23 protein-coding genes are annotated in these 24542 nt (G+C 62.7%); 10 read left to right on the forward strand and 13 right to left on the reverse strand.

Annotated features, from left to right (window positions below; genetic code table 11):
• Positions 1–16: 16 nt before the first annotated feature.
• Together ACLEJW_RS07805 and ACLEJW_RS07810 are read left to right on the forward strand one after the other, a co-directional pair.
• Positions 17–1273 (forward strand): NAD(P)/FAD-dependent oxidoreductase, encoded by a 1257-nt coding sequence (locus tag ACLEJW_RS07805; protein ID WP_145184678.1) that lies wholly within the window; start codon positions 17–19, stop codon positions 1271–1273.
• Positions 1270–2088 (forward strand): sulfite exporter TauE/SafE family protein, encoded by an 819-nt coding sequence (locus ACLEJW_RS07810; protein ID WP_313303114.1) that lies wholly within the window; start codon positions 1270–1272, stop codon positions 2086–2088. Before ACLEJW_RS07805 ends, ACLEJW_RS07810 begins: the two co-directional genes overlap by 4 nt.
• On the opposite strand, the gene ACLEJW_RS07815 is transcribed toward ACLEJW_RS07810, so the two are convergent.
• A complete protein-coding gene (locus ACLEJW_RS07815) occupies positions 2077–2964 on the reverse strand; it encodes a LysR family transcriptional regulator (RefSeq protein ID WP_145184682.1) in 888 nt (295 codons plus the stop codon). The genes ACLEJW_RS07810 and ACLEJW_RS07815 overlap by 12 nt on opposite strands.
• Before the next feature lie 185 nt (positions 2965–3149).
• Between ACLEJW_RS07815 and ACLEJW_RS07820 the strand changes: the two genes are divergently transcribed.
• Together ACLEJW_RS07820 and ACLEJW_RS07825 are read left to right on the forward strand one after the other, a co-directional pair.
• Positions 3150–4796, forward strand: coding sequence for a GMC family oxidoreductase (locus tag ACLEJW_RS07820; protein WP_313303111.1), 1647 nt, complete (start codon positions 3150–3152; stop codon positions 4794–4796).
• A gap of 97 nt (positions 4797–4893) precedes the next feature.
• Positions 4894–6513 (forward strand): MFS transporter, encoded by a 1620-nt coding sequence (locus tag ACLEJW_RS07825; protein WP_145184686.1) that lies wholly within the window; start codon positions 4894–4896, stop codon positions 6511–6513.
• Positions 6514–6682: 169 nt separating this feature from the next.
• Here the strand turns inward: ACLEJW_RS07825 and ACLEJW_RS07830 are convergent, their stop codons facing one another.
• From ACLEJW_RS07830 to glyQ, 4 genes are all read right to left on the reverse strand, one after another.
• On the reverse strand, positions 6683–7453 hold the full coding sequence (locus ACLEJW_RS07830; protein ID WP_145184688.1) for a lysophospholipid acyltransferase family protein: 771 nt from the start codon (positions 7451–7453) through the stop codon (positions 6683–6685).
• Between the two features lie 62 nt (positions 7454–7515).
• Positions 7516–8043, reverse strand: coding sequence for a D-glycero-beta-D-manno-heptose 1,7-bisphosphate 7-phosphatase (gmhB, locus tag ACLEJW_RS07835; RefSeq protein ID WP_145184691.1), 528 nt, complete (start codon positions 8041–8043; stop codon positions 7516–7518).
• Between the two features lie 3 nt (positions 8044–8046).
• Positions 8047–10101, reverse strand: coding sequence for a glycine--tRNA ligase subunit beta (gene glyS / locus ACLEJW_RS07840; RefSeq protein ID WP_313454765.1), 2055 nt, complete (start codon positions 10099–10101; stop codon positions 8047–8049).
• Positions 10098–11045, reverse strand: coding sequence for a glycine--tRNA ligase subunit alpha (gene glyQ, locus ACLEJW_RS07845; protein WP_003253126.1), 948 nt, complete (start codon positions 11043–11045; stop codon positions 10098–10100). Before glyQ ends, glyS begins: the two co-directional genes overlap by 4 nt.
• A gap of 83 nt (positions 11046–11128) precedes the next feature.
• Here glyQ and ACLEJW_RS07850 point away from each other — a divergent pair, with 83 nt between their 5' ends.
• The gene (locus tag ACLEJW_RS07850) at positions 11129–11680 is read left to right on the forward strand and encodes a DNA-3-methyladenine glycosylase I (protein ID WP_145184698.1); all 552 of its coding nucleotides are present in this window, start codon (positions 11129–11131) and stop codon (positions 11678–11680) included.
• Between the two features lie 40 nt (positions 11681–11720).
• Complete coding sequence (locus ACLEJW_RS07855; RefSeq protein WP_145184700.1) at positions 11721–12608, forward strand: lysophospholipid acyltransferase; 888 nt, start codon at positions 11721–11723, stop codon at positions 12606–12608.
• 30 nt (positions 12609–12638) lie between these two features.
• Here ACLEJW_RS07855 and ACLEJW_RS07860 read toward each other — a convergent pair whose 3' ends face one another.
• Genes ACLEJW_RS07860 through def form a run of 5 tightly spaced genes read right to left on the reverse strand, consistent with a single transcriptional unit; the run spans position 12639 to position 17160 of the window.
• Positions 12639–12947, reverse strand: coding sequence for a tetratricopeptide repeat protein (locus ACLEJW_RS07860; RefSeq protein ID WP_145184703.1), 309 nt, complete (start codon positions 12945–12947; stop codon positions 12639–12641).
• An 11-nt stretch (positions 12948–12958) separates the two neighbouring features.
• The gene (gene trkA, locus ACLEJW_RS07865) at positions 12959–14332 is read right to left on the reverse strand and encodes a Trk system potassium transporter TrkA (protein ID WP_145184706.1); all 1374 of its coding nucleotides are present in this window, start codon (positions 14330–14332) and stop codon (positions 12959–12961) included.
• 21 nt (positions 14333–14353) lie between these two features.
• Positions 14354–15664, reverse strand: coding sequence for a 16S rRNA (cytosine(967)-C(5))-methyltransferase RsmB (gene rsmB / locus ACLEJW_RS07870; protein ID WP_145184708.1), 1311 nt, complete (start codon positions 15662–15664; stop codon positions 14354–14356).
• Entirely contained in the window at positions 15661–16593 is a 933-nt protein-coding gene (gene fmt / locus ACLEJW_RS07875; RefSeq protein ID WP_313644570.1) for a methionyl-tRNA formyltransferase, read from the reverse strand. The genes rsmB and fmt overlap by 4 nt, the downstream gene beginning before the upstream one ends.
• 60 nt (positions 16594–16653) lie before the next feature.
• On the reverse strand, positions 16654–17160 hold the full coding sequence (def, locus tag ACLEJW_RS07880; RefSeq protein ID WP_145184714.1) for a peptide deformylase: 507 nt from the start codon (positions 17158–17160) through the stop codon (positions 16654–16656).
• Between the two features lie 207 nt (positions 17161–17367).
• Here def and dprA point away from each other — a divergent pair, with 207 nt between their 5' ends.
• On the forward strand, positions 17368–18465 hold the full coding sequence (gene dprA, locus ACLEJW_RS07885) for a DNA-processing protein DprA (RefSeq protein WP_145184717.1): 1098 nt from the start codon (positions 17368–17370) through the stop codon (positions 18463–18465).
• Between the two features lie 42 nt (positions 18466–18507).
• Positions 18508–19065, forward strand: a complete 558-nt coding sequence (locus tag ACLEJW_RS07890; protein WP_145184721.1) for an L-threonylcarbamoyladenylate synthase — start codon at positions 18508–18510, stop codon at positions 19063–19065.
• Between the two features lie 37 nt (positions 19066–19102).
• Here the strand turns inward: ACLEJW_RS07890 and ACLEJW_RS07895 are convergent, their stop codons facing one another.
• Positions 19103–20080: an NADPH:quinone reductase gene (locus ACLEJW_RS07895; protein WP_440777306.1), complete on the reverse strand. Its 978-nt coding sequence runs from the start codon at positions 20078–20080 to the stop codon at positions 19103–19105.
• A 134-nt stretch (positions 20081–20214) separates the two neighbouring features.
• Here ACLEJW_RS07895 and hemF point away from each other — a divergent pair, with 134 nt between their 5' ends.
• Positions 20215–21126, forward strand: a complete 912-nt coding sequence (gene hemF, locus ACLEJW_RS07900) for an oxygen-dependent coproporphyrinogen oxidase (RefSeq protein WP_440777307.1) — start codon at positions 20215–20217, stop codon at positions 21124–21126.
• 24 nt (positions 21127–21150) lie between these two features.
• Positions 21151–21975: a shikimate dehydrogenase gene (gene aroE / locus ACLEJW_RS07905; RefSeq protein WP_313296121.1), complete on the forward strand. Its 825-nt coding sequence runs from the start codon at positions 21151–21153 to the stop codon at positions 21973–21975.
• A 59-nt stretch (positions 21976–22034) separates the two neighbouring features.
• On the opposite strand, the gene choX is transcribed toward aroE, so the two are convergent.
• Together choX and betC are read right to left on the reverse strand one after the other, a co-directional pair.
• On the reverse strand, positions 22035–22964 hold the full coding sequence (choX, locus tag ACLEJW_RS07910) for a choline ABC transporter substrate-binding protein (protein ID WP_145184734.1): 930 nt from the start codon (positions 22962–22964) through the stop codon (positions 22035–22037).
• 14 nt (positions 22965–22978) lie between these two features.
• A complete protein-coding gene (betC, locus tag ACLEJW_RS07915; protein ID WP_313296124.1) occupies positions 22979–24496 on the reverse strand; it encodes a choline-sulfatase in 1518 nt (505 codons plus the stop codon).
• Positions 24497–24542 lie beyond the last annotated feature (46 nt).

A 24542-nucleotide genomic window follows, 5' to 3' on the forward strand; every position in this document is an offset into this window, starting at 1 on the left:
ACTCGAGAGATCTGCCATGCCTGCCAATCACGACCACCACAAGGTGGTCATCGTCGGTGCCGGTGCTGCCGGCATCGCCACTGCTGCGAGCCTCATCGCCCGCGACCCCTCGCTCGACATCGCGCTGATCGACCCTGCCGATGTGCACTATTACCAGCCAGGCTGGACCATGGTCGGCGCAGGCGTGTTTCAGGCGCCAAGCACAGCCCGACCCATGCAATCGGTCATTCCCCGAGGTGTGCGCTGGATCCAGGCGCACGTGCAGGGGTTCGATCCGTCAGGTCAAACAGTCCTGCTCGCAGGCGGCCGCGCCATCAGCTATGAGCAATTGGTGGTGTGCCCAGGGCTGAAGCTCGACTGGCAGGCCATCGATGGCCTTGCCCAGACCTTGGGCCGCAATGGTGTGACCTCGAACTACCGCTACGACCTGGCGCCCTACACGTGGCAGCTTGTGCGGAGCCTCAAGCAAGGGCGGGCACTGTTCACCCAACCGCCCATGCCGATCAAATGCGCGGGTGCCCCGCAAAAGGCGCTGTACCTGGCGTGCGATTACTGGCGGCAAAACGGGAGGCTTGGCCAGGTCAAGGCCAGCTTCTGCACTGCCGGCAACGTGCTGTTCGGGGTGTCCGAGTACGTACCCGCCTTGATGAGCTACATCGACAAGTACGCTGTAGATCTGAGGTTCAGTCAGCGTCTGGTAGCGGTGGATGGAGCGAATCGCACCGCTACCTTCGCCTGTAATTTGCCAGACGGGAGCGTCGAGCACCGCACTGAAGCATTCGACATGCTGCACGTGGTACCGCCGCAAGTCGCGCCAGACTTCATTGCCCAGAGTGCGTTGGCAGATGCGACCGGCTGGGTCGATGTCGACCCCCATACCCTGCGCCACCGGCGCTTCGACAACATCCATGCCTTGGGCGATGTGGCCAATACCAGCAACGCCAAGACCGCCGCGGCTGCACGCAAGCAGGCGCCGGTGGTGGCCAACAATGTGCTGGTGGCATTGGGCCGGTTGCCAACGCTTGCGCATTACGACGGTTATGGTTCGTGCCCATTGACCGTTGAGCGGGGCAAGATCGTCCTGGCTGAATTCACCTACGGCGGCACGTTGGCGCCGAGTTTTCCGGGCTGGCTGCTCGACGGCCGTCAACCCACCCGCCTGGCATGGCTGCTCAAGGCGCGCGTGCTGCCTGCGCTCTATTGGCAAGCGATGCTCAAAGGTCGTGAGTGGCTGGCGCGACCGAAACCCCTGCGGGCCGAGGGCGCTGAGTGATCGAGCATCAGCTACTGGGCGCAGCACTGGGTGCCATCATCGGTGCGGTACTGGCGCTGACCGGCGCGGGCGGTGGCATCCTGGCTGTGCCGCTGCTGGTGTTCGGCCTGGGCCTTTCGATGGTCGAAGCCGCCCCGATCGGCCTGCTGGCCGTAGGGCTGGCTGCTGGGGTCGGCGCTGTGCTGGGCTTGCGCGAAGGTCGAGTGCGTTACCGCGCTGCGTTGTTCATTGCCGCCATCGGTGTGGCAGCCGCGCCGCTCGGTTTGCTGCTCGCCCATCGTTTGCCGAATGCGCCGCTGGCGTTGCTGTTCGCAGGTGTGTTGGGCTACGCATGCCTACGCACCTGGCGTAAGGCTGCCAAAGCGTTACGCGGTGAGCATGACAGTGCGCATCGGTTCATCGAGCCCTGCGTGCTCAATCCCCTGCAAGGCCGCCTACGCTGGACCTTGCCATGTGCGCGTGCACTGGCGTTGACGGGTGCGGTGTCTGGGTTGCTCTCGGGCCTGCTAGGGGTGGGAGGCGGTTTCGTCATCATTCCAGCATTGAACCGCTACACCAACCTGCGCATGGAAAGCATCGTGGCGACGTCGCTTGCAGTCATCGCCTTGGTTTCGGCTGGCAGCGTGGTCAGCGCCAGCGTCAGTGGCCTGTTGCACTGGTGGATCGGTGGGCCTTTCGCCCTTGGGGCGGTAGTCGGGTTGCTGCTGGCCAGGCCTTGGACCAGCAGGATCGCCGGCCCCCGCTTGCAGCAACTGTTCGCGCTGGCGGGCTGGACCGCAGCGCTATTGTTGGCGGCCAAGGTGCTATGGCGCTAGCAAGGCATCCTGCTCCTGCGCGCACAGCTCCAGCAAGTAGTCCCAGACCACTCGCAGGCGTACCGACTTGTGCAGTTCGCGACGGGTACAGATCCAGTAACTGCGCTGGATGGTTTCGCTGGGCAGCACCCGCACCAGTGCCGGATCATGCCGAGCCATGTAATTGGGCAGCACGGCGATGCCCAGCCCTGCCCGCGCCGCGATCTGCTGTGCGATCACGCTGGTACTGCGAAACGCAACGCTCGGAGCACGGCAGAAGCTGTTGAGAAACAGCAGCTCCTGGCTGAACAGCAAATCGTCGACATAGCCGATCCAGCTATGGCGAGCCAGGTCGTCGCGGTTGCGCAGCGGCGGAGCGCGGTCCAGGTACTCCTGGCTTGCGTACAACGCCAGACGATAATCGGTGAGTTTGCGGGTGATCAGCAGATCGGCGTTGGGCCGTTCCAGATGAATGCTGATCTCCGCTTCGCGATTGAGGATGCTGACGAAGCGCGGCACGGCCACCAGCTCGACTTCCAGGCCCGGATAGCGCGCGAACAGCTCGTGCATGCGTGGGGTGAAGAACATGATGCCGATGCCCTCGGTCACCCCCAGGCGAATCTTGCCCAGCGGGGTGAGCGCCTGGGTGATTTCCTCCTGCGCCAGCAGCGCCACATTTTCCATCGCCTCGGCATGTTTGAGCAGCGCCTGGCCCGATGGCGTGAGCGCGTAACCCTGGGCGTGCTGCACGAACAGTGGCGTGCCCAGGCTTTTCTCGATGCTCTCGATATGCCGGGCCACCGTGCTATGGGTGGTATTGAGCCGCTTCGCCGCTGTCAGTAGCCGGCCACTGCGCTGCAATTCGAGAAAAAACCGCAGATCGTTCCAGTCGAACATGCTTGTCCTTTTTGGCAGTTCGTTGCGGCCGGTTGATGTGCCTGTGCAATAAGGCACACATGGCCGGATCGGCTCAGATGCTGTGCTAAAACGCACAACGGCTGCGCGAAATCGCGTGTTTCATTAGCGAAATTACTCACTAAGATGAAACACGACAAGAATAATAATCAGGCGCGAGGTCGCACATGCCATCAGCCGATTCTGTCTACGACTACGTGGTCGTGGGCGCCGGTCCCGCCGGTTGCCTACTGGCCAACCGTCTGTCCGCCGACCCTGCCAGCCGGGTGCTATTGCTCGAAGCGGGTGGGCGTGACAATTACCCATGGATTCACATCCCCGTGGGCTACTTGTATTGCATCAACAATCCGCGCACCGATTGGTGCTTCAAAACCGAGGCGCAAGCAGGGCTGGACGGCCGAGCGTTGGGCTATCCGCGCGGCAAGGTGCTGGGTGGCTGCTCGTCGATCAACGGCATGATCTACATGCGTGGCCAGGCGGCGGATTACGATCACTGGGCCGAACTGGGCAATGAGGGCTGGGCCTGGAAGGATGTCTTGCCCCTGTTCAAGGCCAGCGAAAATCACTTCGCCGGCGCTTGCGAGCATCATGGCAGCGAGGGTGAATGGCGCGTCGAGCGTCAGCGCTACAGCTGGCCAATTCTCGAGGCGTTTCGTGACGCTGCCGAGCAGACTGGCATTGCCAAGGTCGAGGATTTCAACACGGGCGACAATCAGGGCTGTGGCTATTTTCAGGTCAACCAGCGCAGCGGCGTGCGCTGGAATGCCGCCAAGGCGTTTCTACGGCCAGTCAAGGATCGCCCGAACCTCACGGTACTGACCGGGGTGCAGGTCGACCAGGTGTTGTTGAGCAACACCCGCGCCCGCGCCGTCAGGGCGTTGTGGCAAGGCCAATGGCATGAGTTCGGCGCCCGACGCGAGATCATCCTCTGCGCGGGTGCGGTAGGCTCCCCGGGCATACTCCAGCGCTCTGGTATCGGGCCGCGCCTTCTGCTCGAGCGCTTGGGTATCGGTGTGCGGCATGATATGCCAGGTGTCGGCAGTAACTTGCAAGATCACCTGCAGCTACGGCTGATCTATCAGATTCGCAACGCTCGCACGCTTAACCAGATGGCCGGCAGCCTATGGGGCAAGATGGGCATGGGGCTGCGTTATCTCTATGATCGCAGCGGGCCACTGGCCATGGCCCCGAGCCAGCTGGGCGCGTTTGTGCGCTCGAGCCCCGAACAGGCCACGCCCAACCTGCAATACCATGTGCAGCCGCTATCGCTGGAGCGTTTTGGCGAACCGCTGCATGCGTTCCCCGCTTTCACGGCATCGGTATGCAACCTGCGGCCGGCGAGTCGGGGGCGCATCGACATTCGCGATGCCGACATGCACAGCGCGCCGTTGATCGACCCCAAATACCTGAGCGACCCTCAAGACCTGCGCGTGGCGGCCGACGCCATTCGCCTCACCCGGCGCATCGTCCAGGCCCCTGCCCTCGCCGCCTATGGGCCGCAGGAGTATTTGCCAGGCCCGTCGCTGCAAAGCGAGCAGGCGTTGTTCGAGGCAGCAGGCAAGATCGGCACGACGATTTTCCATCCAGTCGGCACCTGCCGCATGGGCAATAGCGCAATGGACGTTGTGGATAACCAGTTGCGCGTCCACGGCGTACCCGGCCTGCGCGTGGCGGATGCCTCGATCATGCCGCAGATCACCTCGGGCAACACCTGTTCCCCTACCCTCATGATCGCCGAGAAGGCGGCCCAACTGATCCTCGAAGGAGCGGCGACCCAGACCTACCTGAACCACGACGCGATACCGACGCCCTGACCCGGGTGTGTGCAACACCGGCAGCTGGCGGTCAGCAGCAGCCGACAGTGGAACAACAAGAATAATCACTGTGGCCTGCGGGCCGAGGACAGCAACGATGTCGGATTACATCCAAGAGCAGGGTGCAACGTCGAGCACATCCAGCCGGCGTGAAGAGCGCAAGATCATCTTCGCGTCGTCATTGGGTACCGTGTTCGAGTGGTATGACTTTTTTCTGTACGGTGCGCTGGCGGCGGTCATCAGCAAGCAGTTCTTCGCTGGGGTGAATGACACCACCGCCTTCATCTTTGCCCTGATGGCTTTCGCTGCAGGCTTTCTGGTGCGACCGTTCGGGGCGCTGGTATTCGGTCGCCTGGGTGACATGATCGGGCGCAAGTACACCTTCCTCGTCACCATCGTGCTGATGGGCCTGTCGACCTTCGCCGTGGGCCTACTGCCCACCTATGCCAGCATCGGTATCGCCGCGCCCATCATCCTGGTGGTATTGCGCATGCTGCAGGGGCTGGCACTGGGCGGTGAATACGGCGGCGCCGCGACCTATGTGGCTGAACACGCACCACCAGGCAAACGAGGGTTCCACACAGGCTTCATCCAGTCCACGGCCACACTGGGTCTGCTGTTGTCGCTGCTGGTGGTCCTGGGTAGCCGCTATGTCACCGGCGACGAATTCGAGACCTGGGGCTGGCGTTTGCCATTCTTGCTGTCGATCGTGCTGCTGGGGATCTCGACCTGGATTCGCATGAGCATGCATGAATCTCCGGCCTTCGTGAAAATGAAAGCCCAAGGCAAGATCAGCAAGTCGCCGATCCGCGAATCGTTCACCTCCTGGCCCAATCTCAAGGTGGTGCTGACGGCACTGTTCAGCATCAATGCCGGGCAAGCCGTGACTTTCTACACCGCGCAGTTCTACGTGCTGTTCTTCATGACGCAGATGCTCAAGATGGATCCGGCGCAAGCCAATACGCTGTTGATCATCAGCGTGGTGATCGGCGCGCCGTTCTTCGTGTTCTTCGGCTGGTTGTCCGACCGTATTGGCCGTAAACCGATCCTGATGCTCGGTCTGCTGCTGGCTACCGTGCTGTATTTCCCGATGTTCAAGGCGCTGAGCCACTATGCCAACCCGCAGATCGACGCTGCCAGCCGTCAAGCACCCATCGTGGTGACGGCCGATCCCCAGGGCTGCACATTCCAGTTCGACCCGGTAGGCAAGGCGCGCTTCGACAGCCCGTGCGATAAGGTCAAGACCTTCCTGGTCAAGCAGGGCCTGCCCTACAGTTCGGTAAACGTGGCCGGTAGCGAAGTCGTGGTGAACATCGGTGACAAGTCGATCAATGGCTTCGACGAGAGCGCAATGCGCGCGGCTATCGAACAGGCTGGGTACCCGGCCAAGGCTGATCCGGGGCAGGTCAACCAGGTCATGGTGGTGGTGTTGATCGTTGCCATGATCCTGATCGCGACCATGACCTATGGGCCACTGGCTGCAGTAATGGTCGAGCTGTTCCCCACCCGTATCCGCTATACCTCCATGTCCCTGCCCTATCACATCGGTAACGGCTGGTTCGGGGGCTTCCTGCCGACTGTGTCGTTTGCCTTGGTCGTTTACACCGGCGATATCTTCTACGGCCTGTGGTATCCGGTGCTGGTGACCGGGATCAGCCTGATCGTGGGGATTTTCTGCCTGAAGGAAACCAAGGACGTCGACATCGACAAAGTCTGAAAGCAGGCATAAAAAAACCGGCTTAAGCGCCGGTTTTTTTATGCCGTAGAAAAACTTATGCACGTTTTTCGAGAAAATTCAGTACAGAGAAATATGTAGTTATTTCAAATGCTTAGAAGTGATTCCCGACACGTTATCAAAAAACTGCTCACAACTTATCCACAGATGCTCAGGCGATCTTCTGCGCCACCGTCTCGTCAATGGGTGGCAGCGACCCCAGCGCGCGCTGAGTGGCTTCGTTCCAGGCTGCCGCGCGATCATTGAGCTCGGCAATCGCCCGCGGTCCTGTGCCTTCGGCGTACATTGGCTGGCCAATCACGACCTCGATGGTGCCGGCGCGCTTGCCCCAGCCAGTCTTTGGCCAGAACTTGCCGGCGTTGTGAGCAATTGGCAGAACCGGCAGGCCAGCGTTGACCGCCAGCGCCGTACCGCCGCGGGAGAATTTGCCCACGGTGCCAAACGGCACCCGGGTGCCCTCCGGAAAGATCAGCACCCAGGTTTTCTGCTTGAGCAGTTCATCACCCTTGCTCGCCACCTGGCGCAACGCTTCCTTCGGGTTGTCGCGGTTGATCGCGATCGGACGCAGCATGGCCATTGCCCAACCGAAGAACGGCACATAGAGCAGCTCACGCTTGAGCACTTGGCTAAGGGGCGAAAAGTACTGGGAGAGGAAGAACGTCTCCCAGGTGCTCTGGTGGTTGGACAGGATCACGCAGGGCTCGCTGGGTACGTTTTCAGCGCCGGTGATCTTGTAATCGATGCCCAAAATCGTGCGCGTCAGGAAAATTGCGCAACGACACCAGTAGACGTTGATGAATCTGTAGCGCTTGGGAAACGACAAGAACGGAGCGACAAAAAAGCTCAGCGAGCACCACAGCAGCGAACTGGTGCCCAGCAGCAGGTAAAAAAGAAAGACTCTGATCGCCTGCAGGATCGACATAGTGGCAAGTACCGTTGCGGGTCAGGCCCGCCTGGGAAAAAACGCCCCATCAGGGGCATCGTTTAAATAAGTTGACTGGCGATAGCCGCCAGATCGTCGAAAATCAGCGTGTTGTCTGCAACCCCTTTAGCCAGGGTTCGCTCACCCTTGCCGGTTTTCACCAGCACGGGTTGCGCACCGACGGCCAAGGCCGCTTGCAGATCACCCGAACTGTCGCCCACGAACCAGATACCTTGCAGAGGCACCTGGTAATGTTCGGCGATGGTTCGCAGCATGCCGGGCTTGGGTTTGCGGCAATCGCAGCCTTCATCCGGCCCGTGCGGGCAGTACACGATCAGCCCGACTTCGCCACCCTGCGCTGCCACCAGTTCGCGCAAGCGCGCATGCATGGCGTGCAAGGTGTCGAGTGGGTAGTAGCCACGGGCGATGCCGGACTGGTTGGTGGCCACCGCCACCGTCCAGCCAGCCTTGCTCAACTGCGCGATGGCCTCGATCGATCCGGGGATCGGAACCCATTCTTCCAGCGTCTTGATGTAGGCGTCGGAGTCGTAGTTGATCACCCCGTCACGATCGAGAATCAGCAGTTTCAAGGCTTACCCCAGCAGCGAAATGTCGGCCACGCCCAGGAACAGGCCCCGCAGGCGGCTCAACAACGCGTAACGGTTGGCACGTACCTTGGCGTCCTCGGCGTTGACCATCACGGCCTCGAAGAAGGCATCGACCGGATCACGCAGCGCCGCCAGGCGGGCCAGCGACTCACTGTACTGGCGTGCGGCAGCCATTGGTTGAACCGCTTGGTCGGCCTGCTGAATGGCCGAGTACAGCGAGAACTCGTTGGCGTTGTCGAAGTACTTCGGCTCGACCTGCTCGGCAATGGCACCTTCGGCCTTGCTCAGCAGATTCGATACGCGCTTGTTCACGGCTGCCAGGGCTTCGGCCTCAGGCAATTTACGGAACGCCTGCACCGCCTGCACGCGCTGGTCGAAGTCCAGCGCCGAAGCAGGTTTCAAGGCGCGCACCGACAGGTAGGTGGCAACGTCGATGCCTTCGTCCTCATAACGCGCGCGCAGGCGGTCGAAGATGAACTCCAGCACTTGCTCTGCCAGACCCGCAGCCTTGATCTTGGCGCCGAACTGCTTGACCGCGAAGTCGACGGCAGTGGCCAGGTCCAGGTCGAGTTGCTTCTCGATCAGGATGCGCAATACACCCAGCGCTGCGCGACGCAGGGCATACGGGTCTTTGCTGCCGGTGGGCAGCATGCCGATACCAAAGATGCCGACCAGGGTGTCGAGTTTGTCGGCGATGGCCACGGCAGCGCCGGTCAGCGTCTGCGGCAATTCTGCGCCAGCACCGCGCGGCATGTATTGCTCGTTCAGGGCCAGGGCGACGTCTTCCGGCTCGCCGTCGTTCAAGGCGTAATAGTAGCCAGCCACCCCCTGCATTTCAGGGAACTCGCCAACCATCTCGGTGGCCAGGTCGCACTTGGACAGCAGGCCGGCGCGACCAGCGCGTTGGGCGTCACCGCCGATCAACGGGGCAATGAACGCGGCCAGTTTGGAGACGCGCTCGGCCTTGTCGTAGACGCTGCCCAACTGAGCCTGGAATACCACGTTCTTCAGGCGCTCGTTGAAGCTCGCCAGCGGCTGCTTCTTGTCTTGCTTGAAGAAGAACTCGGCGTCGGTCAGGCGTGGACGCACGACCTTCTCGTTACCTTGCACGATCTGCTGCGGGTCGCGGCTTTCGACGTTGGCCACGGTGATGAAGCGCGGCAGCAGTTTGCCTTCGCCGTCGAGCAGGCAGAAGTATTTCTGGTTGTCCTGCATGGTGGTGATCAGCGCCTCTTGCGGCACTTCGAGGAAGCGTTCCTCGAACGAGCACACCAGCGGCACTGGCCACTCGACCAGGGCGGTCACTTCGTCCAGCAGCGCCGGCGGCACGATGGCGGTGCCTTCCTGCTGCATGGCCAGCTCTGCGGTACGCTTGCCGATCAACTCGCGGCGTTCGGCGAAGTCGGCCAGTACATAGGCCTTGCGCAGGTCTTCGACGTAGTTGGCCGGGGTGGTGATAAGCACGTTGTGCGGATGGTGGAAGCGGTGACCGCGCGATTCCCGGCCGGCTTTTTGCGACAGGATGGTGCAGTCGATCACTTGATCACCCAGCAGCATCACCAGCCATTGGGCCGGGCGCACGAACTCTTCACGGCTGGCTGCCCAACGCATGCGCTTGGGAATCGGCAGGTCGTTGAGCGAATCTTCGACGATGGTCGGCAGCAGGCTGGCGGTCGCCTTGCCCGGAATGTGCTGTGAGAAACGCAGCTTGGCACCGCTCTGGTCGATTTCGGAAAGGTCGACACCGCACTTCTTGGCAAAGCCCAAGGCCGCCTGGGTCGGCTCGCCGGCTGCGTTGAACGCGGCTTGCAGGGGCGGGCCATCGATGTTGATGCTGCGATCAGGCTGCTGTACGTCCAGGCCACGCAGCAGCACGGCCAGGCGCCGCGGCGCCGCGTAGACCTGCTTGCCGGTGTAGTTCAGGCCAGCAGCCTGCAAGCCTTTCTCGATGCCTGCCAGGAAGGCGTCGCCGAGGCTGGCGAGGGCTTTGGGAGGCAGCTCTTCGGTGCCCAGTTCTACCAGGAAATCTTGAGCACTCATTGTGCAGCCTCCAGCTTCGCCAACACTTCGTCACGCAGTTCAGGGGTGGCCATCGGGAACCCCAGACGGGCACGGGCCTGCAGATAGCTTTGCGCCACGTCCCGCGCCAGGGTACGCACACGCAGGATGTAGCGCTGGCGCTCGGTTACCGAGATGGCGCGGCGGGCGTCCAGCAGGTTGAAAGTATGCGAGGCCTTCAGGACCATTTCATAGGTCGGCAGCGGCAGCTCCAGCTTGATCAGGCGGTTGGCTTCGCTTTCATAGAAGTCGAAGAGCTCGAACAGCTTGTCGACATTGGCGTGTTCGAAGTTGTAGGTCGATTGCTCGACTTCGTTCTGATGGAACACATCGCCATAGGTGACCTTGCCGAACGGACCGTCGGCCCACACCAGGTCGTACACCGAGTCGACACCTTGGATGTACATGGCCAGGCGCTCGAGGCCGTAGGTGATTTCACCGGTTACCGGATAGCACTCGATGCCGCCGACCTGCTGGAAGTAGGTGAACTGGGTGACCTCCATGCCGTTGAGCCAGATTTCCCAGCCCAGGCCCCAGGCGCCCAGGGTCGGCGATTCCCAGTTATCTTCGACGAAGCGGATGTCGTGGACCAGGGGATCGAGGCCAATGGCCTTCAACGAGCCCAGGTACAGCTCCTGGAAGTTGGCCGGGTTGGGCTTGAGCACGACCTGGAACTGGTAGTAGTGCTGCAGGCGGTTGGGGTTTTCGCCATACCGCCCGTCGGCAGGGCGACGGCTTGGCTGCACATAGGCGGCGTTCCAGGTTTCTGGACCCACGGCGCGCAGGAAGGTAGCGGTGTGGAAAGTGCCGGCGCCTACTTCCATATCGTAGGGCTGGAGCACCACACAACCCTGAGCTGCCCAGTAGTTTTGCAGGGCGAGGATCAGGTCTTGGAAGGTACGCACGGCTGGCGTAGGCTGGCTCACGAAATTCACCTGTATCTGGGGATGCGGATGTAAAGAGCGGGAGTATAACCTGATTCGCCTCGCCCTCTACTGATTGGAGCCTTATGCCACGCTGCTTTTGGTGTACCGACGATCCGTTGTACCAGGCCTACCATGACCAGGAATGGGGGATGCCGCAGCGCGATCCGGCCGTGCTGTTCGAGATGCTTTTGCTCGAAGGGTTCCAGGCCGGCCTGTCCTGGATCACCGTATTGCGCAAACGCGAGCGCTATCGCGAGGTGCTGCACGGCTTCGATCCGGCCAAGCTCGCGCAGCTGAGCGACGCGTCCATCGAGGTATTGATGCAAGATCCTGGCATCATCCGCAACCGCCTCAAGCTCACGGCGGTGCGGCGCAATGCCCAGGCGTGGCTGGCTGTGGATAACCCTGCGCAGTGGCTCTGGTCGTTCGTCGGCGGCGAGCCGAAGATCAACCACTTCCAGGCACGTAGCGATGTGCCGGCGGTGACCGACGAAGCCAAGGCCATGAGCAAGGCGCTGCGCAAGGCCGGCTTCACCTTCGTTGGCCCGACCATCTGCTATGCCTTCATGCAGGCTACTGGCATGGTCATGGACCACACCACCGATTGCGATCGCTACGCCGCGTTGCAGCCCTGAAGGGTTACAATGCGCGCCTTGCTGAAATAAGGAACTGCCTGTGGAAAAGTTCAAGGGCGCCCTGATGGTCGGGGTGCTGCGCCTGTTTGCCAAGCTGCCCTGGGGCGCTGTGCAGCGTGTCGGTGCCGGGATCGGCTGGCTGATGTGGAAAATCCCCAACGGTTCACGCAATGTCGTGCGCATCAACCTGGCCAAGTGCTTTCCCGAAATGCCGGCCGACGAGCGAGAGCAGCTGGTCGGCCGAGCGTTGCGTGATATCGGTAAATCCTTCGTGGAAAGCGCCTGTGCCTGGATCTGGCCGCCCCAGCGCTCGCTCGATCTGGTCAAGGAAGTGCATGGCCTGGAGGTACTCGAACAGGCCCTGGCTTCCGGCAAGGGCGTTGTCGGCATCACCAGCCACCTGGGTAACTGGGAAGTGCTCAACCACTTCTACTGCAACCAGTGCAAGCCGATCATCTTTTATCGCCCGCCCAAGCTCAAGGCAGTCGATGACTTGCTGCGCGAACAGCGCGTGCAGATGGGCAACCGGGTAGCGCCTTCGACCAAGGAAGGCATCCTCAGTGTGATCAAGGAAGTCCGTCGCGGCGGGCAGGTGGGCATCCCCGCCGACCCGGAACCGGCCGAGTCGGCGGGTGTGTTCGTGCCGTTTCTCGGGACCCAGGCGCTGACCAGCAAGTTCGTCCCCAACATGCTCGCCGGGGGCAAGGCGGTCGGGGTGTTCCTGCATGCCCTGCGCCTGCCGGATGGCTCAGGCTTCAAGGTGTTCCTCGAAGCTGCGCCGGAAGAAATGTACAGCACCGATGTGAACGTCTCGGCAGCGGCCATGAGCAAGGTGGTCGAGCGCTACGTGCGTGAATACCCGAGCCAGTACATGTGGAGCATGAAGCGCTTCAAGAAGCGCCCGGCTGGCGAACCACGCTGGTATTGAGATCCTGGGGCGCCTGGCGCCCCTGCGCCTTCAGGCTTTGTTGAGTTTTTTCAGGAAAACGGTCATCTCTTTCTCGGCCTGCTTGTCGCCATGCGCCTGCGCGGCCGCAATCCCGTCCTCCCAAGCCTTGCGCGCCGCTGGCATGTCCCCGAGCAACTGGTACGCCTTGCCCAACAGCTTCCATGCTGCCGAGTACTTTGGGTCCTGCTCCACACATTTGGCGAGGTGCACGGCCGCCTCTGCGCCATGGCTTTCATCCAGCCAGGCTTTGCCCAGGCCAAAGCGCAACAGTGGGTTATCCACACCCTTGGCCAGCATTTTTTCCAGCGATTCGCGCATGACCCCTGCTCCTAGAAGAAACTCAAGCCGACGTGGAACAGCTTCTCCACGTCGCGGATGTGCTTTTTATCCACAACGAACAGGATCACATGGTCACCCGACTCGATCACTGTGTCGTCATGAGCGATCAGCACCTGTTCGGCGCGAATGATCGCACCGATGGTGGTCCCAGGTGGCAAGGTGATGTGCTCGATGGCCTTGCCGACCACCTTGCTCGACTTGGCATCCCCATGAGCCACCGCTTCGATGGCCTCGGCCGCGCCGCGGCGCAGCGAGTGCACGCTGACGATATCGCCTCGGCGTACATGCGCCAGCAGGGTGCCGATGGTGGCCAACTGGGGGCTGATGGCGATGTCGATATCACCCCCTTGCACCAGATCGACATAGGCGGGATTGTTGATGATGGTCATCACCTTGCGCGCGCCCAAGCGCTTGGCCAGCAGCGACGACATGATGTTGGCCTCGTCGTCGTTGGTCAGCGCCAGGAAGATATCGGCGTCGGCGATGTTTTCCTCGAGCATCAGGTCCTTGTCCGACGCACTGCCCTGCAGCACCACGGTGCTTTCCAGGCTATCGGACAGATGCCGGCAGCGTGCCGGGCTCATTTCGATGATCTTGACCTGGTAACGGCTCTCGATGGCTTCGGCCAGGCGTTCGCCAATCTGCCCGCCGCCGGCGATGACCACGCGCTTGTTGGTTTCGTCGATGCGCCGCAACTCGCCCATCACCGCGCGAATGTCCTTCTTGGCGGCAATGAAGAACACCTCGTCGTCCGCCTCGATGACCGTGTCGCCACGCGGGGTGATCGAGCGGTCGCGGCGGAAAATGGCCGCTACGCGCGTATCGACGTTGGGCATGTGCGCGCGGATCTGCCGCAACTGCTGGCCCACCAGCGGGCCGCCGTAGTAAGCCTTGACCGCCACCAGCTGGGCCTTGCCCTCGGCGAAGTCGATGACCTGCAGGGAGCCCGGCTGTTCGATCAGGCGCTTGATGTAGTTGGTCACCACCTGTTCCGGGCTGATCAGTACATCGACCGGAATATGGTCGTTGTCGAACAACTCCTCGCGGGTCAGGTAGGCCGATTCGCGAACCCGGGCGATCTTGGTTGGGGTATGGAACAGCGAATAGGCGACCTGGCAGGCCACCATGTTGGTTTCATCGCTGTTGGTCACCGCGACCAGCATGTCCGCGTCGTCGGCACCGGCCTGGCGCAAGACCGTGGGCAGCGACCCGCGACCCTGGATGGTGCGGATGTCCAGGCGATCCCCCAGATCGCGCAGGCGGTCGCCATCGGTGTCGACCACGGTGATGTCGTTGGCTTCGCTGGCCAGGTGCTCGGCCAGCGTACCGCCTACCTGACCCGCGCCGAGGATGATGATCTTCATCCGCTACTCCTACCTTGAGACTTATCCGCGCGCTGCGGCGATCTTGATCAGCTTGGCATAATAGAAGCCATCGTGGCCGCCTTCCTGGGCCAGCAACTGGCGCCCATGGGGCTGGCGCAGGCCGGCCTCGGTGGCCAAGTCCAGCTCGCGGGCGCCCGGGGTACGGGCGAGGAAGGCTTCGATCACTTCGGTGTTCTCGGTGGGCAGGCTCGAGCAGGTGGCGTAGAGCAACATGCCACCCACTTCCAGGGTCGGCCACAGTGCGTCGAGCAACTCACCCTGCAGCGCCGCGAGTGCCGGGATGTCCTCGGCCTGACGGGTCAGCTTGATGTCCGGGTGGCGGCGGATCACGCCGGTGGCCGAGCATGGCGCATCGAGCAGGATGCGTTGGAAGGTCTTGCCGTCCCACCAACTGGCGGTATCGCGGGCATCGCAAGCGATCAGCTCGGCGTCCAGTTGCAGACGCTCGAGGTTCTCGCGCACCCGCGTCAGGCGTTTGGCTTCCAGGTCTATGGCCACCAGCTTGGCCAGCCCAGGCTCGGTTTCGAGCAGGTGGCAGGTCTTGCCGCCCGGCGCGCAGCAGGCATCGAGCACGCGCTGGCCTGGCGCCAGTTCGAGCAGCTCGGCAGACAGCTGCGCCGCCTCGTCCTGCACGCTTACCCAGCCTTCGGCAAAGCCGGGCAGGCCCCGTACATCGCAGGCAGCGGCGAGCACGATGCCGTCGCGGCTGTAGCGGCAGGGGCTGGCTGCTACGCCAGCTTCGGCCAGCATGCCAAGGTAGGCATCGCGGCCATGATGGCGTCGATTGACCCGCAGGATCATCGGCGGATGCGCGTTGTTGGCGGCGCAGATCGCTTCCCACTGTTCTGGCCAGAAAGCCTTGAGCGATTTCTGCAACCAGCGTGGGTGCGCCGTGCGCACCACCGGGTCGCGCTCCATGCTGGCCAGCAGTGCTTCACCCTCGCGCTGGGCGCGGCGCAGCACGGCATTGAGCAGGCCCTTGGCCCATGGCTTTTTCAGCTTGTCGGCGCAGCCTACGGTCTCACCAATGGCGGCATGGGCCGGAATGCGGGTATAGAACAGTTGGTACAGCCCCACCAGCAGTAAAGCCTGCACATCGGCATCGGCGGCTTTGAACGGCTTTTGCAGCAGCTGCGCCGCAAGCAGATCCAGGCGGGGTTGCCAACGAGCTGTGCCGAACGCCAGGTCCTGGGTCAGGCCGCGGTCGCGCTCGTCGACCTTGTCCAGTTGCGCGGGTAGAGAACCGTTCAGTGAGGCCTTGCCGTTGAGCACGGCAGCCAAGGCGCGGGCGGCAGCCAGGCGCGGGTTCATTGGCCAAGCACCTTGCCGGTGGCGAATTTCTCGCGCCGGCTGTTGAACAGGTCGCTGAAGTTCAGCGCCTTGCCGCCAGGCAATTGCAGACGGGTCAGGCTCAGTGCCTGGTCTGCGCACGCCACGATCAGCCCATCCTTGCTGGCACCGAGGATCTCGCCGGGCGCGCCCTGCCCTGAGCACACGTTGGCACCGAGCACTTTCACGCTCTCGCCGTCGAGGGTGCTGTGGCACACCGGCCAGGGATTGAACGCACGGATCAGCCGCTCCAGCTCGGCCGCCGGGCGTGCCCAGTCGATGCGCGCTTCATCCTTGTTCAGCTTGTGTGCATAGGTAGCGAGGCTGTCATCCTGCACTTCACCGTGCAACGACCCGTCTGCCAGCCCGGCAATCGCTTGGACCACGGCTTCAGGCCCCAACTGGGCGAGGCGGTCGTGCAGGCTGCCACCGGTGTCATCGGCGGTGATCGGCGTGACGACCTTGAGCAGCATCGGCCCGGTGTCCAGGCCGGCTTCCATGCGCATCACGGTTACGCCACTCTCGGCGTCACCCGCCTGTACGGCACGCTGGATCGGCGCCGCGCCGCGCCAGCGGGGCAACAGCGAGGCGTGACTGTTGATGCAACCCAGGCGTGGAATGTCGAGCACCGCCTGCGGCAGGATCAAGCCGTAGGCCACCACTACCATCAGATCAGGGGCGAGCGCGGCCAGCTCAGCCTGGGCATCGGCGTTGCGCAGGGTCTGCGGCTGGTACACCGGCAGATCATGGGCTACGGCCAGGGCCTTGACCGCGCTTGGCATGAGCTTCTGACCGCGCCCGGCCGGGCGGTCTGGCTGGGTGTAGACCGCCACGATCTCGTAGGGGCTGTCGAGCAGGGCTTTGAGGTGTTCGGCGGCAAACTCGGGAGTGCCTGCAAAGACGATGCGCATGGAGTTCTCGCTTGCAAAAAAGAAAAAGGCTTGCCGGAGCAAGCCTTCCGGAGGTGGGGATCAGGCTTGCTGGCGGTGCTGCTTTTCCAGCTTCTTCTTGATCCGGTCGCGCTTGAGCTGCGACAGGTAGTCGACGAACAGCTTACCGTTGAGGTGATCGAACTCGTGCTGGACGCAGACCGCCAGCAGGCCTTCGCATTCCAGCTCGAATGGCTTGCCGTCACGGTCCTGGGCTTTTACCCGCACGCGCAGCGGACGATCGACGTTCTCGTAGAAGCCCGGCACCGACAGGCAGCCTTCCTGGTACTGGCCCATGTCGTCGGTCAGTTCCTCGACGCTGGGGTTGATGAACACGCGCGGTTCGCTGCGATCTTCGCTGAGATCCATCACCACGACCTGCTGGTGCACATTGACCTGCGTCGCCGCCAGGCCAATGCCGGGCGCTTCGTACATGGTTTCAAACATGTCGTCGATCAGCTGACGCAGGGCGTCGTCGAACACCGTCACCGGTTTGGCGAGGGTGCGCAGGCGCGGGTCTGGGAATTCGAGAATGTTCAAGATGGCCATAAGGTCAGGCAGTCACTGTGCGGTCGGTTGAAAACTGAACACACATAATAAAGGGAAACGGGCATTTCAGCACCTGGCAAGCTCATCTAGGGTGTCTATGGGGCCGATAGCCCCCAGCAAATCGACAGCTTTTCAAACTGTTACCCACACACTTATCCACAGGTTGCACATGTGGCGAACACCCTGATTCGATCAAGGACGATCCCTATGCAGACCCACCATTCGTCGCCCGTGTCGCCGGCCGAACTGGAAGCGCGACTACGCTTGCACCGCCTGCCAGATGTCGGTCTTCGGCGCTTCAACACGCTTATCGAGGCCTTTGGCAATGCCGCGTCGGCGCTCAGCGCACCGGGCTCGGCCTGGCGCGCATTGGGCATCACGCAAGCGGCCATCGATGCCCGACGCAGCCCCGATGTACGTGATGGCGCACTAGCTGCAATGGCCTGGCTAGAGCATCCGGGCCAGCATTTACTGATGTGGGACCGCCCGGACTATCCTCAACTGCTGGCCCAGATCGACGACGCTCCGGCACTGCTGTTCGTCGCCGGCAACCCAACATTGCTGGAGCGCCCGCAGCTGGCGATCGTTGGTAGCCGTCGAGCGACGCCGCCGGCGCTCGATACCGCCGGGGCCTTTTCCCGGCAGCTGGCCCAGGCAGGTTTCGCCATTACCAGCGGCTTGGCCCTGGGCATAGACGGCGCCGCCCATCGGGGCGCGCTGCAGGTCGGGGGAGGCACGGTTGCAGTGCTTGGCACGGGCCTGCAAAAACTTTATCCACAGCGCCACCGCGACCTTGCTCAGGCGATCGTGCAGAACGGTGGCGCCCTGGTTTCAGAGTACCCACTCGACGCAGGCCCATTGCCCGGAAACTTTCCCCGGCGCAATCGCATCATCAGTGGCCTGGCCCTGGGCGTACTGGTGGTTGAAGCGAGCCTGGCCAGTGGTTCCTTGATCACTGCGCGTCTGGCGGCCGAGCAAGGTCGGGAGGTGTACGCCATACCAGGCTCGATCCACCATCCAGCGGCCAAGGGCTGTCATCAGTTGATTCGCGATGGTGCACTGCTGGTCGAGACTGTCGGTCAGATCATCGAGAGCCTCAAAGGCTGGCAGAACCTGCCACCAGCCGTCGCGCACGCGCCGACGCATCCTCTGCTTGCCCTGCTGCATGCAGCGCCCCAGACTAGCGAGGACCTGGCGCATAACTGCGCGCAGCCGCTGGCCAAGGTGCTGGCACAGCTGACCGAGCTGGAGCTCGATGGGCAGGTCAGCAACGTGGGCGGGCGTTGGTTTGCCCGCGCCGGCTAAGTACACTGCGCGCAGGTACGTTCAAAGAGGCGGGAGACGCAAATGGTGAGCAGTTTTCGTGTGCAACAAGCCGCACGTGAGATTCGGGCGGGCGCAGTCATCGCCTACCCGACAGAAGCGGTCTGGGGCCTGGGCTGCGATCCCTGGAACGAGGATGCGGTGTATCGCCTGCTGGCGCTGAAGTCGCGGCCTGTGGATAAAGGCTTGATCCTGGTCGCCGACAATATCCGCCAGTTCGACTTCCTCTTCGAAGATTTCCCCGAAGACTGGATCGACCGCATGGGCAGCACTTGGCCAGGCCCCAACACCTGGCTGGTGCCGCATCAGGATCTGTTGCCGGAGTGGGTCACCGGGCAGCATGACACCGTGGCCCTGCGCGTCAGTGACCACCCGCAGGTGCGCGAGTTGTGCGCGCTGGTTGGGCCCTTGATTTCCACTTCATGCAACCCAGGCGGACGCCCGGCCGCCAAGACCCGCTTGCGTGTCGAGCAATATTTCCACGGCCAGCTGGACCTGGTGCTGGGCGGCGCACTGGGCGGGCGCAAGAATCCGAGTGTGATCCGCAACCTTGCGACCGGCGAGGTCGTGCGCCCGGGTTGAGGCTGTTGGGAGCCCTCGCGCCTGAGAGCTCCCTAGCTCAAGGCAGCAATACCGTAGACCCCACCGTCTGGCGCGCCGACAGCGCGGTCTGCGCCTGGGCCGCCTCGCTCAGTGGATAGCGCTGCTGGATATCCACAAGCAATTGGCCACTGCCAATCATGGCGAATAGATCATCGGCCATGGCCTGGGTGTTCTCGGCAGTGTTGGCGTAGGTCGCCAGGGTCGGCCGGGTTACGTACAACGAACCCTTCTGCGACAAGATGCCCAGGTTCACCCCACTCACCGCGCCCGAGGCATTGCCGAAGCTGACCATCAGACCGCGAGGTTGCAGGCAGTCCAGGGACGTGAGCCAGGTATCGGCACCAACGCCGTCGTAGACCACCGGGCACTTCTTGCCGTCGGTCAGCTCCAGCACACGCTTGGCCACATCCTCATGGCTGTAGTCGATGGTCGCCCAGGCGCCGAGCGCCTTGGCTCGTTCGGCCTTTTCTGCAGAGCCGACCGTGCCGATCAACTTGGCGCCCAACGCCGTGGCCCACTGGCAGGCCAGCGACCCTACCCCACCGGCTGCGGCGTGAAACAGGATCATCTGGCCCGGCTGCACTGCGTAGGTCTGCTTGAGCAGGTACTGTACCGTCAGCCCCTTGAGCATGACGGCAGCGGCTTGTTCGAAACTGATGTGCTCGGGCAGTTTGACCAGGTTGGCCTCGGGCAGTGTATGCACTTCGCTGTAGGCGCCCAATGGGCCGGTGCCGTAGGCCACGCGGTCACCGATCTGCAGCCGACTGACGCCCTCACCGACGGCCTCGACCACACCCGCGGCCTCGGTGCCTACGCCCGAAGGCAAAGAAGGCGGTGCGTACAGGCCGCTGCGGAAATAGGTATCGATAAAATTCAGGCCAATCGCATGGTTGCGCACGCGCACCTGGCCAGGCCCAGGCGGGGCGGGGTCGAATTCCACAAGCTGCAGTACTTCAGGGCCGCCATGCTGGCTGAACTGGATACGCTTGGCCATCTTGCACTCCTGGTGTAGGCATCGGAAAAGGCCTTCTATCGGACGCCTTTGCTTGATCGCCGTCAACTGCGGCGTGCTGGCTGGCGATGGTATGCTAGCCGGCGAATTCTTCCCTGCCCGTTCCTGGTGACCCGATGACTAGCCGCACCGAGGCCGTGAAAGCCTACCTGCTCGACCTGCAAGACCGCATTTGCCACGCGCTTGAAGCCGAAGACGGCGGTGCCCGCTTCGTCGAGGATGCCTGGATGCGCGAAGCAGGCGGCGGTGGCCGTACGCGGGTGATCGGTGACGGTGCGTTGATCGAAAAAGGCGGCGTCAACTTTTCCCATGTGTTCGGCGCCGGGCTGCCGCCGTCGGCCAGTGCCCATCGTCCTGAGTTGGCAGGACGGGGCTTCGAGGCCCTTGGGGTGTCGCTGGTGATCCACCCGCACAACCCTCACGTACCGACCTCCCACGCCAATGTGCGTTTCTTCATCGCCGAGAAGGAAGGCGAAGAGGCGGTCTGGTGGTTCGGCGGCGGCTTCGACCTGACGCCGTACTACGCCCACGAAGAAGACTGCATCCACTGGCATCGCGTCGCCGAACAGGCCTGCGCGCCGTTCGGCGCTGACGTCTACCCGCGCTACAAGGCGTGGTGCGATCGCTACTTCCACATCAAGCACCGTGGCGAACCGCGCGGTATCGGTGGGCTGTTCTTCGACGACCTCAACGACTGGGACTTCGATACCTGCTTCGCTTTCCTGCGGGCGATTGGCGATGCTTATGTCGAGGCGTACCTGCCAATCGTCCAGCGTCGCAAGCACCTGCCCTTCACCGCGCAGCAGCGTGAATTCCAGGAATACCGTCGCGGCCGCTATGTCGAGTTCAACCTGGTCTACGACCGTGGCACGCTGTTTGGCCTGCAGTCTGGCGGCCGTACAGAATCGATCCTCATGTCGCTGCCGCCGCAGGTACGCTGGGGCTACGACTGGAAGGCCACGCCTGGCAGCGATGAAGCTCGCCTGACCGACTATTTCCTGCAGGACCGCGACTGGCTCGGCCAGTGAATCTGGACAACCAAGGAGCCCGTCATGGATCAGTACGTCGTTTTCGGTAACCCCATCGGCCACAGCAAGTCGCCGCTGATTCATCGTCTGTTCGCCGAGCAGACCGGCGAGGACCTGGAGTACGCCACCTTGCTGGCGCCTGTGGATGAGTTCAGCGACTGCGCGCGCGGGTTCTTCAAGCAAGGCAGCGGGGCCAATGTCACCGTGCCGTTCAAGGAGGAAGCCTATCGGCTGTGCGATAGCCTCACCCCGCGCGCCCAGCGCGCGGGCGCGGTGAACACGCTGAGCAAGCTGGCCGATGGCACGCTGCAGGGCGACAACACCGACGGCGCGGGGCTGGTGCGCGATCTTACGGTCAATGCCGGCGTGCCGCTGGCCGGGAAACGCATCCTCATCCTGGGTGCCGGTGGCGCCGTGCGCGGTGTGCTGGAGCCGATCCTGGCGCAACAGCCGCAATCGCTGGTGGTAGCTAACCGCACCGTAGAGAAGGCCGAGCAGCTGGCCCGTGAGTTCGATGAGCTGGGGCCGGTCGTCGCCAGTGGTTTCGCCTGGTTGCAGGAACCGGTGGACGTCATCATCAACGCCACCTCGGCCAGCCTTGCCGGTGAACTGCCGCCGATCGCCGACAGCCTGGTCGAGGCCGGGCGTACGGTCTGTTACGACATGATGTACGGCAAGGAACCGACGCCGTTTTGCCAGTGGGCCGACAAGCTGGGCGCCGCCAAAGTGCTCGATGGGTTGGGGATGCTGGCTGAGCAGGCGGCCGAAGCCTTCTTCATCTGGCGCGGGATGCGCCCCGACACCGCGCCGGTGCTGGCCGAGCTGCGTCGGCAGCTGGCGCGGGGGTGATGACCGGCCTTCCCCTGTGAGCAGTCCACAGCCCCAGGGGAAGAAAGGTTGCCGAACACTCAGAGCTTGGCCTTGACCGCCTCGACAGCGTTGCCTCCGGCTTTGGTGGTCACCCCGGAGAGCCAACCGTCGAGGCTCTGCGGGTGTTGGTTGACCCAATTGGTCGCAGCCTGATCGAAGCTGACCTTCTTATCCACAACCTCGGCCATGATGGTGTTCTCCGCCTCCAGCGTGAAACTCAGGTTGGCCAGCAGCTTCGCCGCGTTGGGGCATGCCTGTGGATAACCCTTGCGCACAAGGGTGAATACCTCGCCTTTGCTGCCGAACCACTTTTCGCCGCCGCTCAGGTAATGCATGTTCAGCTTCACGTTCATCGGGTGTGGCGTCCAGCCCAGAAAAACGATGAACTGCTGTTTTTTCACCGCACGGTCCACCTGCGTCAGCATCGCCTGCTCGCTGGACTCCACCAGTTTCCACTGGCCCAGACCGAATTCGTTGGCGTCGATGATCTGTTTCAGTGACAGATTGGCCGGCGCGCCCGAACCAATGCCGTAGAGTTTCTGCTCGAACTGCTTGGCGTGCTTTTGCAGGTCCGCGAAGTCTTTGATGCCGGCATTCCACACGTAGTCGGGAACCGCCAGGGTGAACTCGGTGCCTTGAAGATTGCGCGCGAGCTGTTGCACATCGCCGGTAGCGACGAATTTGTCATGAAAGCCCTGCTGCGCCGGCATCCAGTTACCCAGAAACGCGTCAATGCGGCCATCCTTGAGACCGCCGTAGATGATCGGCACGGCCAGGCTGTCGATCTTCACCTGATAGCCCAAGCCCTCGAGCAGCAGCTTGGCGACTGCGTTGGTCGAGGCGATGTCGCTCCAACCGGGGTCTGCCAGCTTCACGGTGGCGCATTGTGCGTCATCATCGGCTGCTTGAGCGTTGACGGCAGCGACGCTGAGCGCCAGAGCCAGGAAAGTGGTGGACAATGTGTGCATCGCGGCCTCTCTTCTCAATCCATGGGTGCGGGCTGTGGATAACGTGCCTTGCGCTCGAGGTCATCGAGATCTATGTGGTTGCGCATGTACTGTTGGCTGGCATCCACCCAGGGTTGGTGGTCCCAGCTGCTCAGCTTGCCGATGGCCAGCGCCTCGGCCACCAGGCGGCGGCGCCGCTGGCTGGCCAGCACCTGCTCACGCAACTGGGGTATGTTCCAGCGCGTGCGGGCTTCATCGACAAATGCCTGCAGCAGCGCCTGGTGATCGGCGCTGCCGGTGAGGTTCTCCCGCTCGTGCGGGTCGCGACTCAGGTCATAGAGTAGGCAAGGGTCCTCTTCGCTGTATATGAATTTATAGCGGCCTCGGCGAATCATCATCAGCGGGCCGAGCGTTCCTTCGGCCATGTATTCGCCGATGACTTCGTCATGCCCGCCCCGCCCTTGCAAATGGCCAAGCAGCGTTCGCCCATCCAGGTGCAGCTGGTTATCCACAGCCCCCCCGGCCAGTTCCACCAGCGTCGGCAGCAGGTCACAGGTCGACACCGAGGCGCTCACACGCCTGGCGGCAAAGCGCTTGGGCGCGTGCACCAGCAGCGGCACGCGGGCTGCCATCTCGAACCAGTGCATCTTGTACCAGAGGCCGCGCTCGCCGAGCATGTCGCCATGGTCACCGGAGAACACGATCAGCGTGTCGTCGGCCAGACCGCACTCATCGAGGGTCTGCAGCAGCTGACCAATGTTGTCGTCGATATAGCTGCAGGCGCCAAAGTAGGCGCGCCGCGCATCGCGGATCTTGCTCGCCGGCACGGGCTTGTCCCACAGGTCGTAAACCTTGAGCAGCCGTTGCGAATGCGGGTCGAGTTCAGCCTGGCCGAACTCGGCGCGCGGCATGGGGATATCCACCGCCTCGTAGCGATCCCAGTAACGCTTGGGGATGGTGTAGGGGTCATGCGGGTGGGTCATCGACACCGTCAGGCAAAACGGCTGTCCGGGGTGTTCGCGCACATGGTCGTACAGGTACTGGCGGGCCTTGAACACCACTTCTTCGTCGAAGTCCAGTTGGTTGGTACGCACGCACGGCCCGGCCTGCAGCACCGACGACATGTTGTGGTACCAGCTGGGCCGCACGTCAGGCGCGTCCCAGTTGACCGCCCAGCCGTAGTCCGCCGGGTAGATATCGCTGGTCAGGCGCTCTTCGTAGCCATGCAACTGGTCGGGCCCACAGAAGTGCATCTTGCCAGACAGCGCGGTGCGGTAGCCCAGGCGGCGCAGATAGTGAGCGTAGGTCGGTGTGTCTGCGGGGAAATCGGCTGCGTTGTCGTAGGCGCCAATGCGGCTGGGCAACTGGCCGCTGACCAGGGTGAAGCGCGACGGTGCGCAGAGCGGGCTGTTGCAGTAAGCCGAATCGAAAACCACCGCCTGTTCGGCAAGGCGACTCAAATGCGGCATGTGGATCGGCGAGGGGCCATGGATGGGTAGCAAGGGCGCAGCCATCTGGTCGGCCATGATGAACAGGATATTCGGACGCGACATGACAGTTTCCATCGTTGAGGATTATGCGAAGCACTTGCCCCTCACG

This window comes from Pseudomonas sp. SMSB3, from assembly GCF_052041965.1.
Taxonomy (GTDB): Bacteria; Pseudomonadota; Gammaproteobacteria; order Pseudomonadales; family Pseudomonadaceae; genus Aquipseudomonas.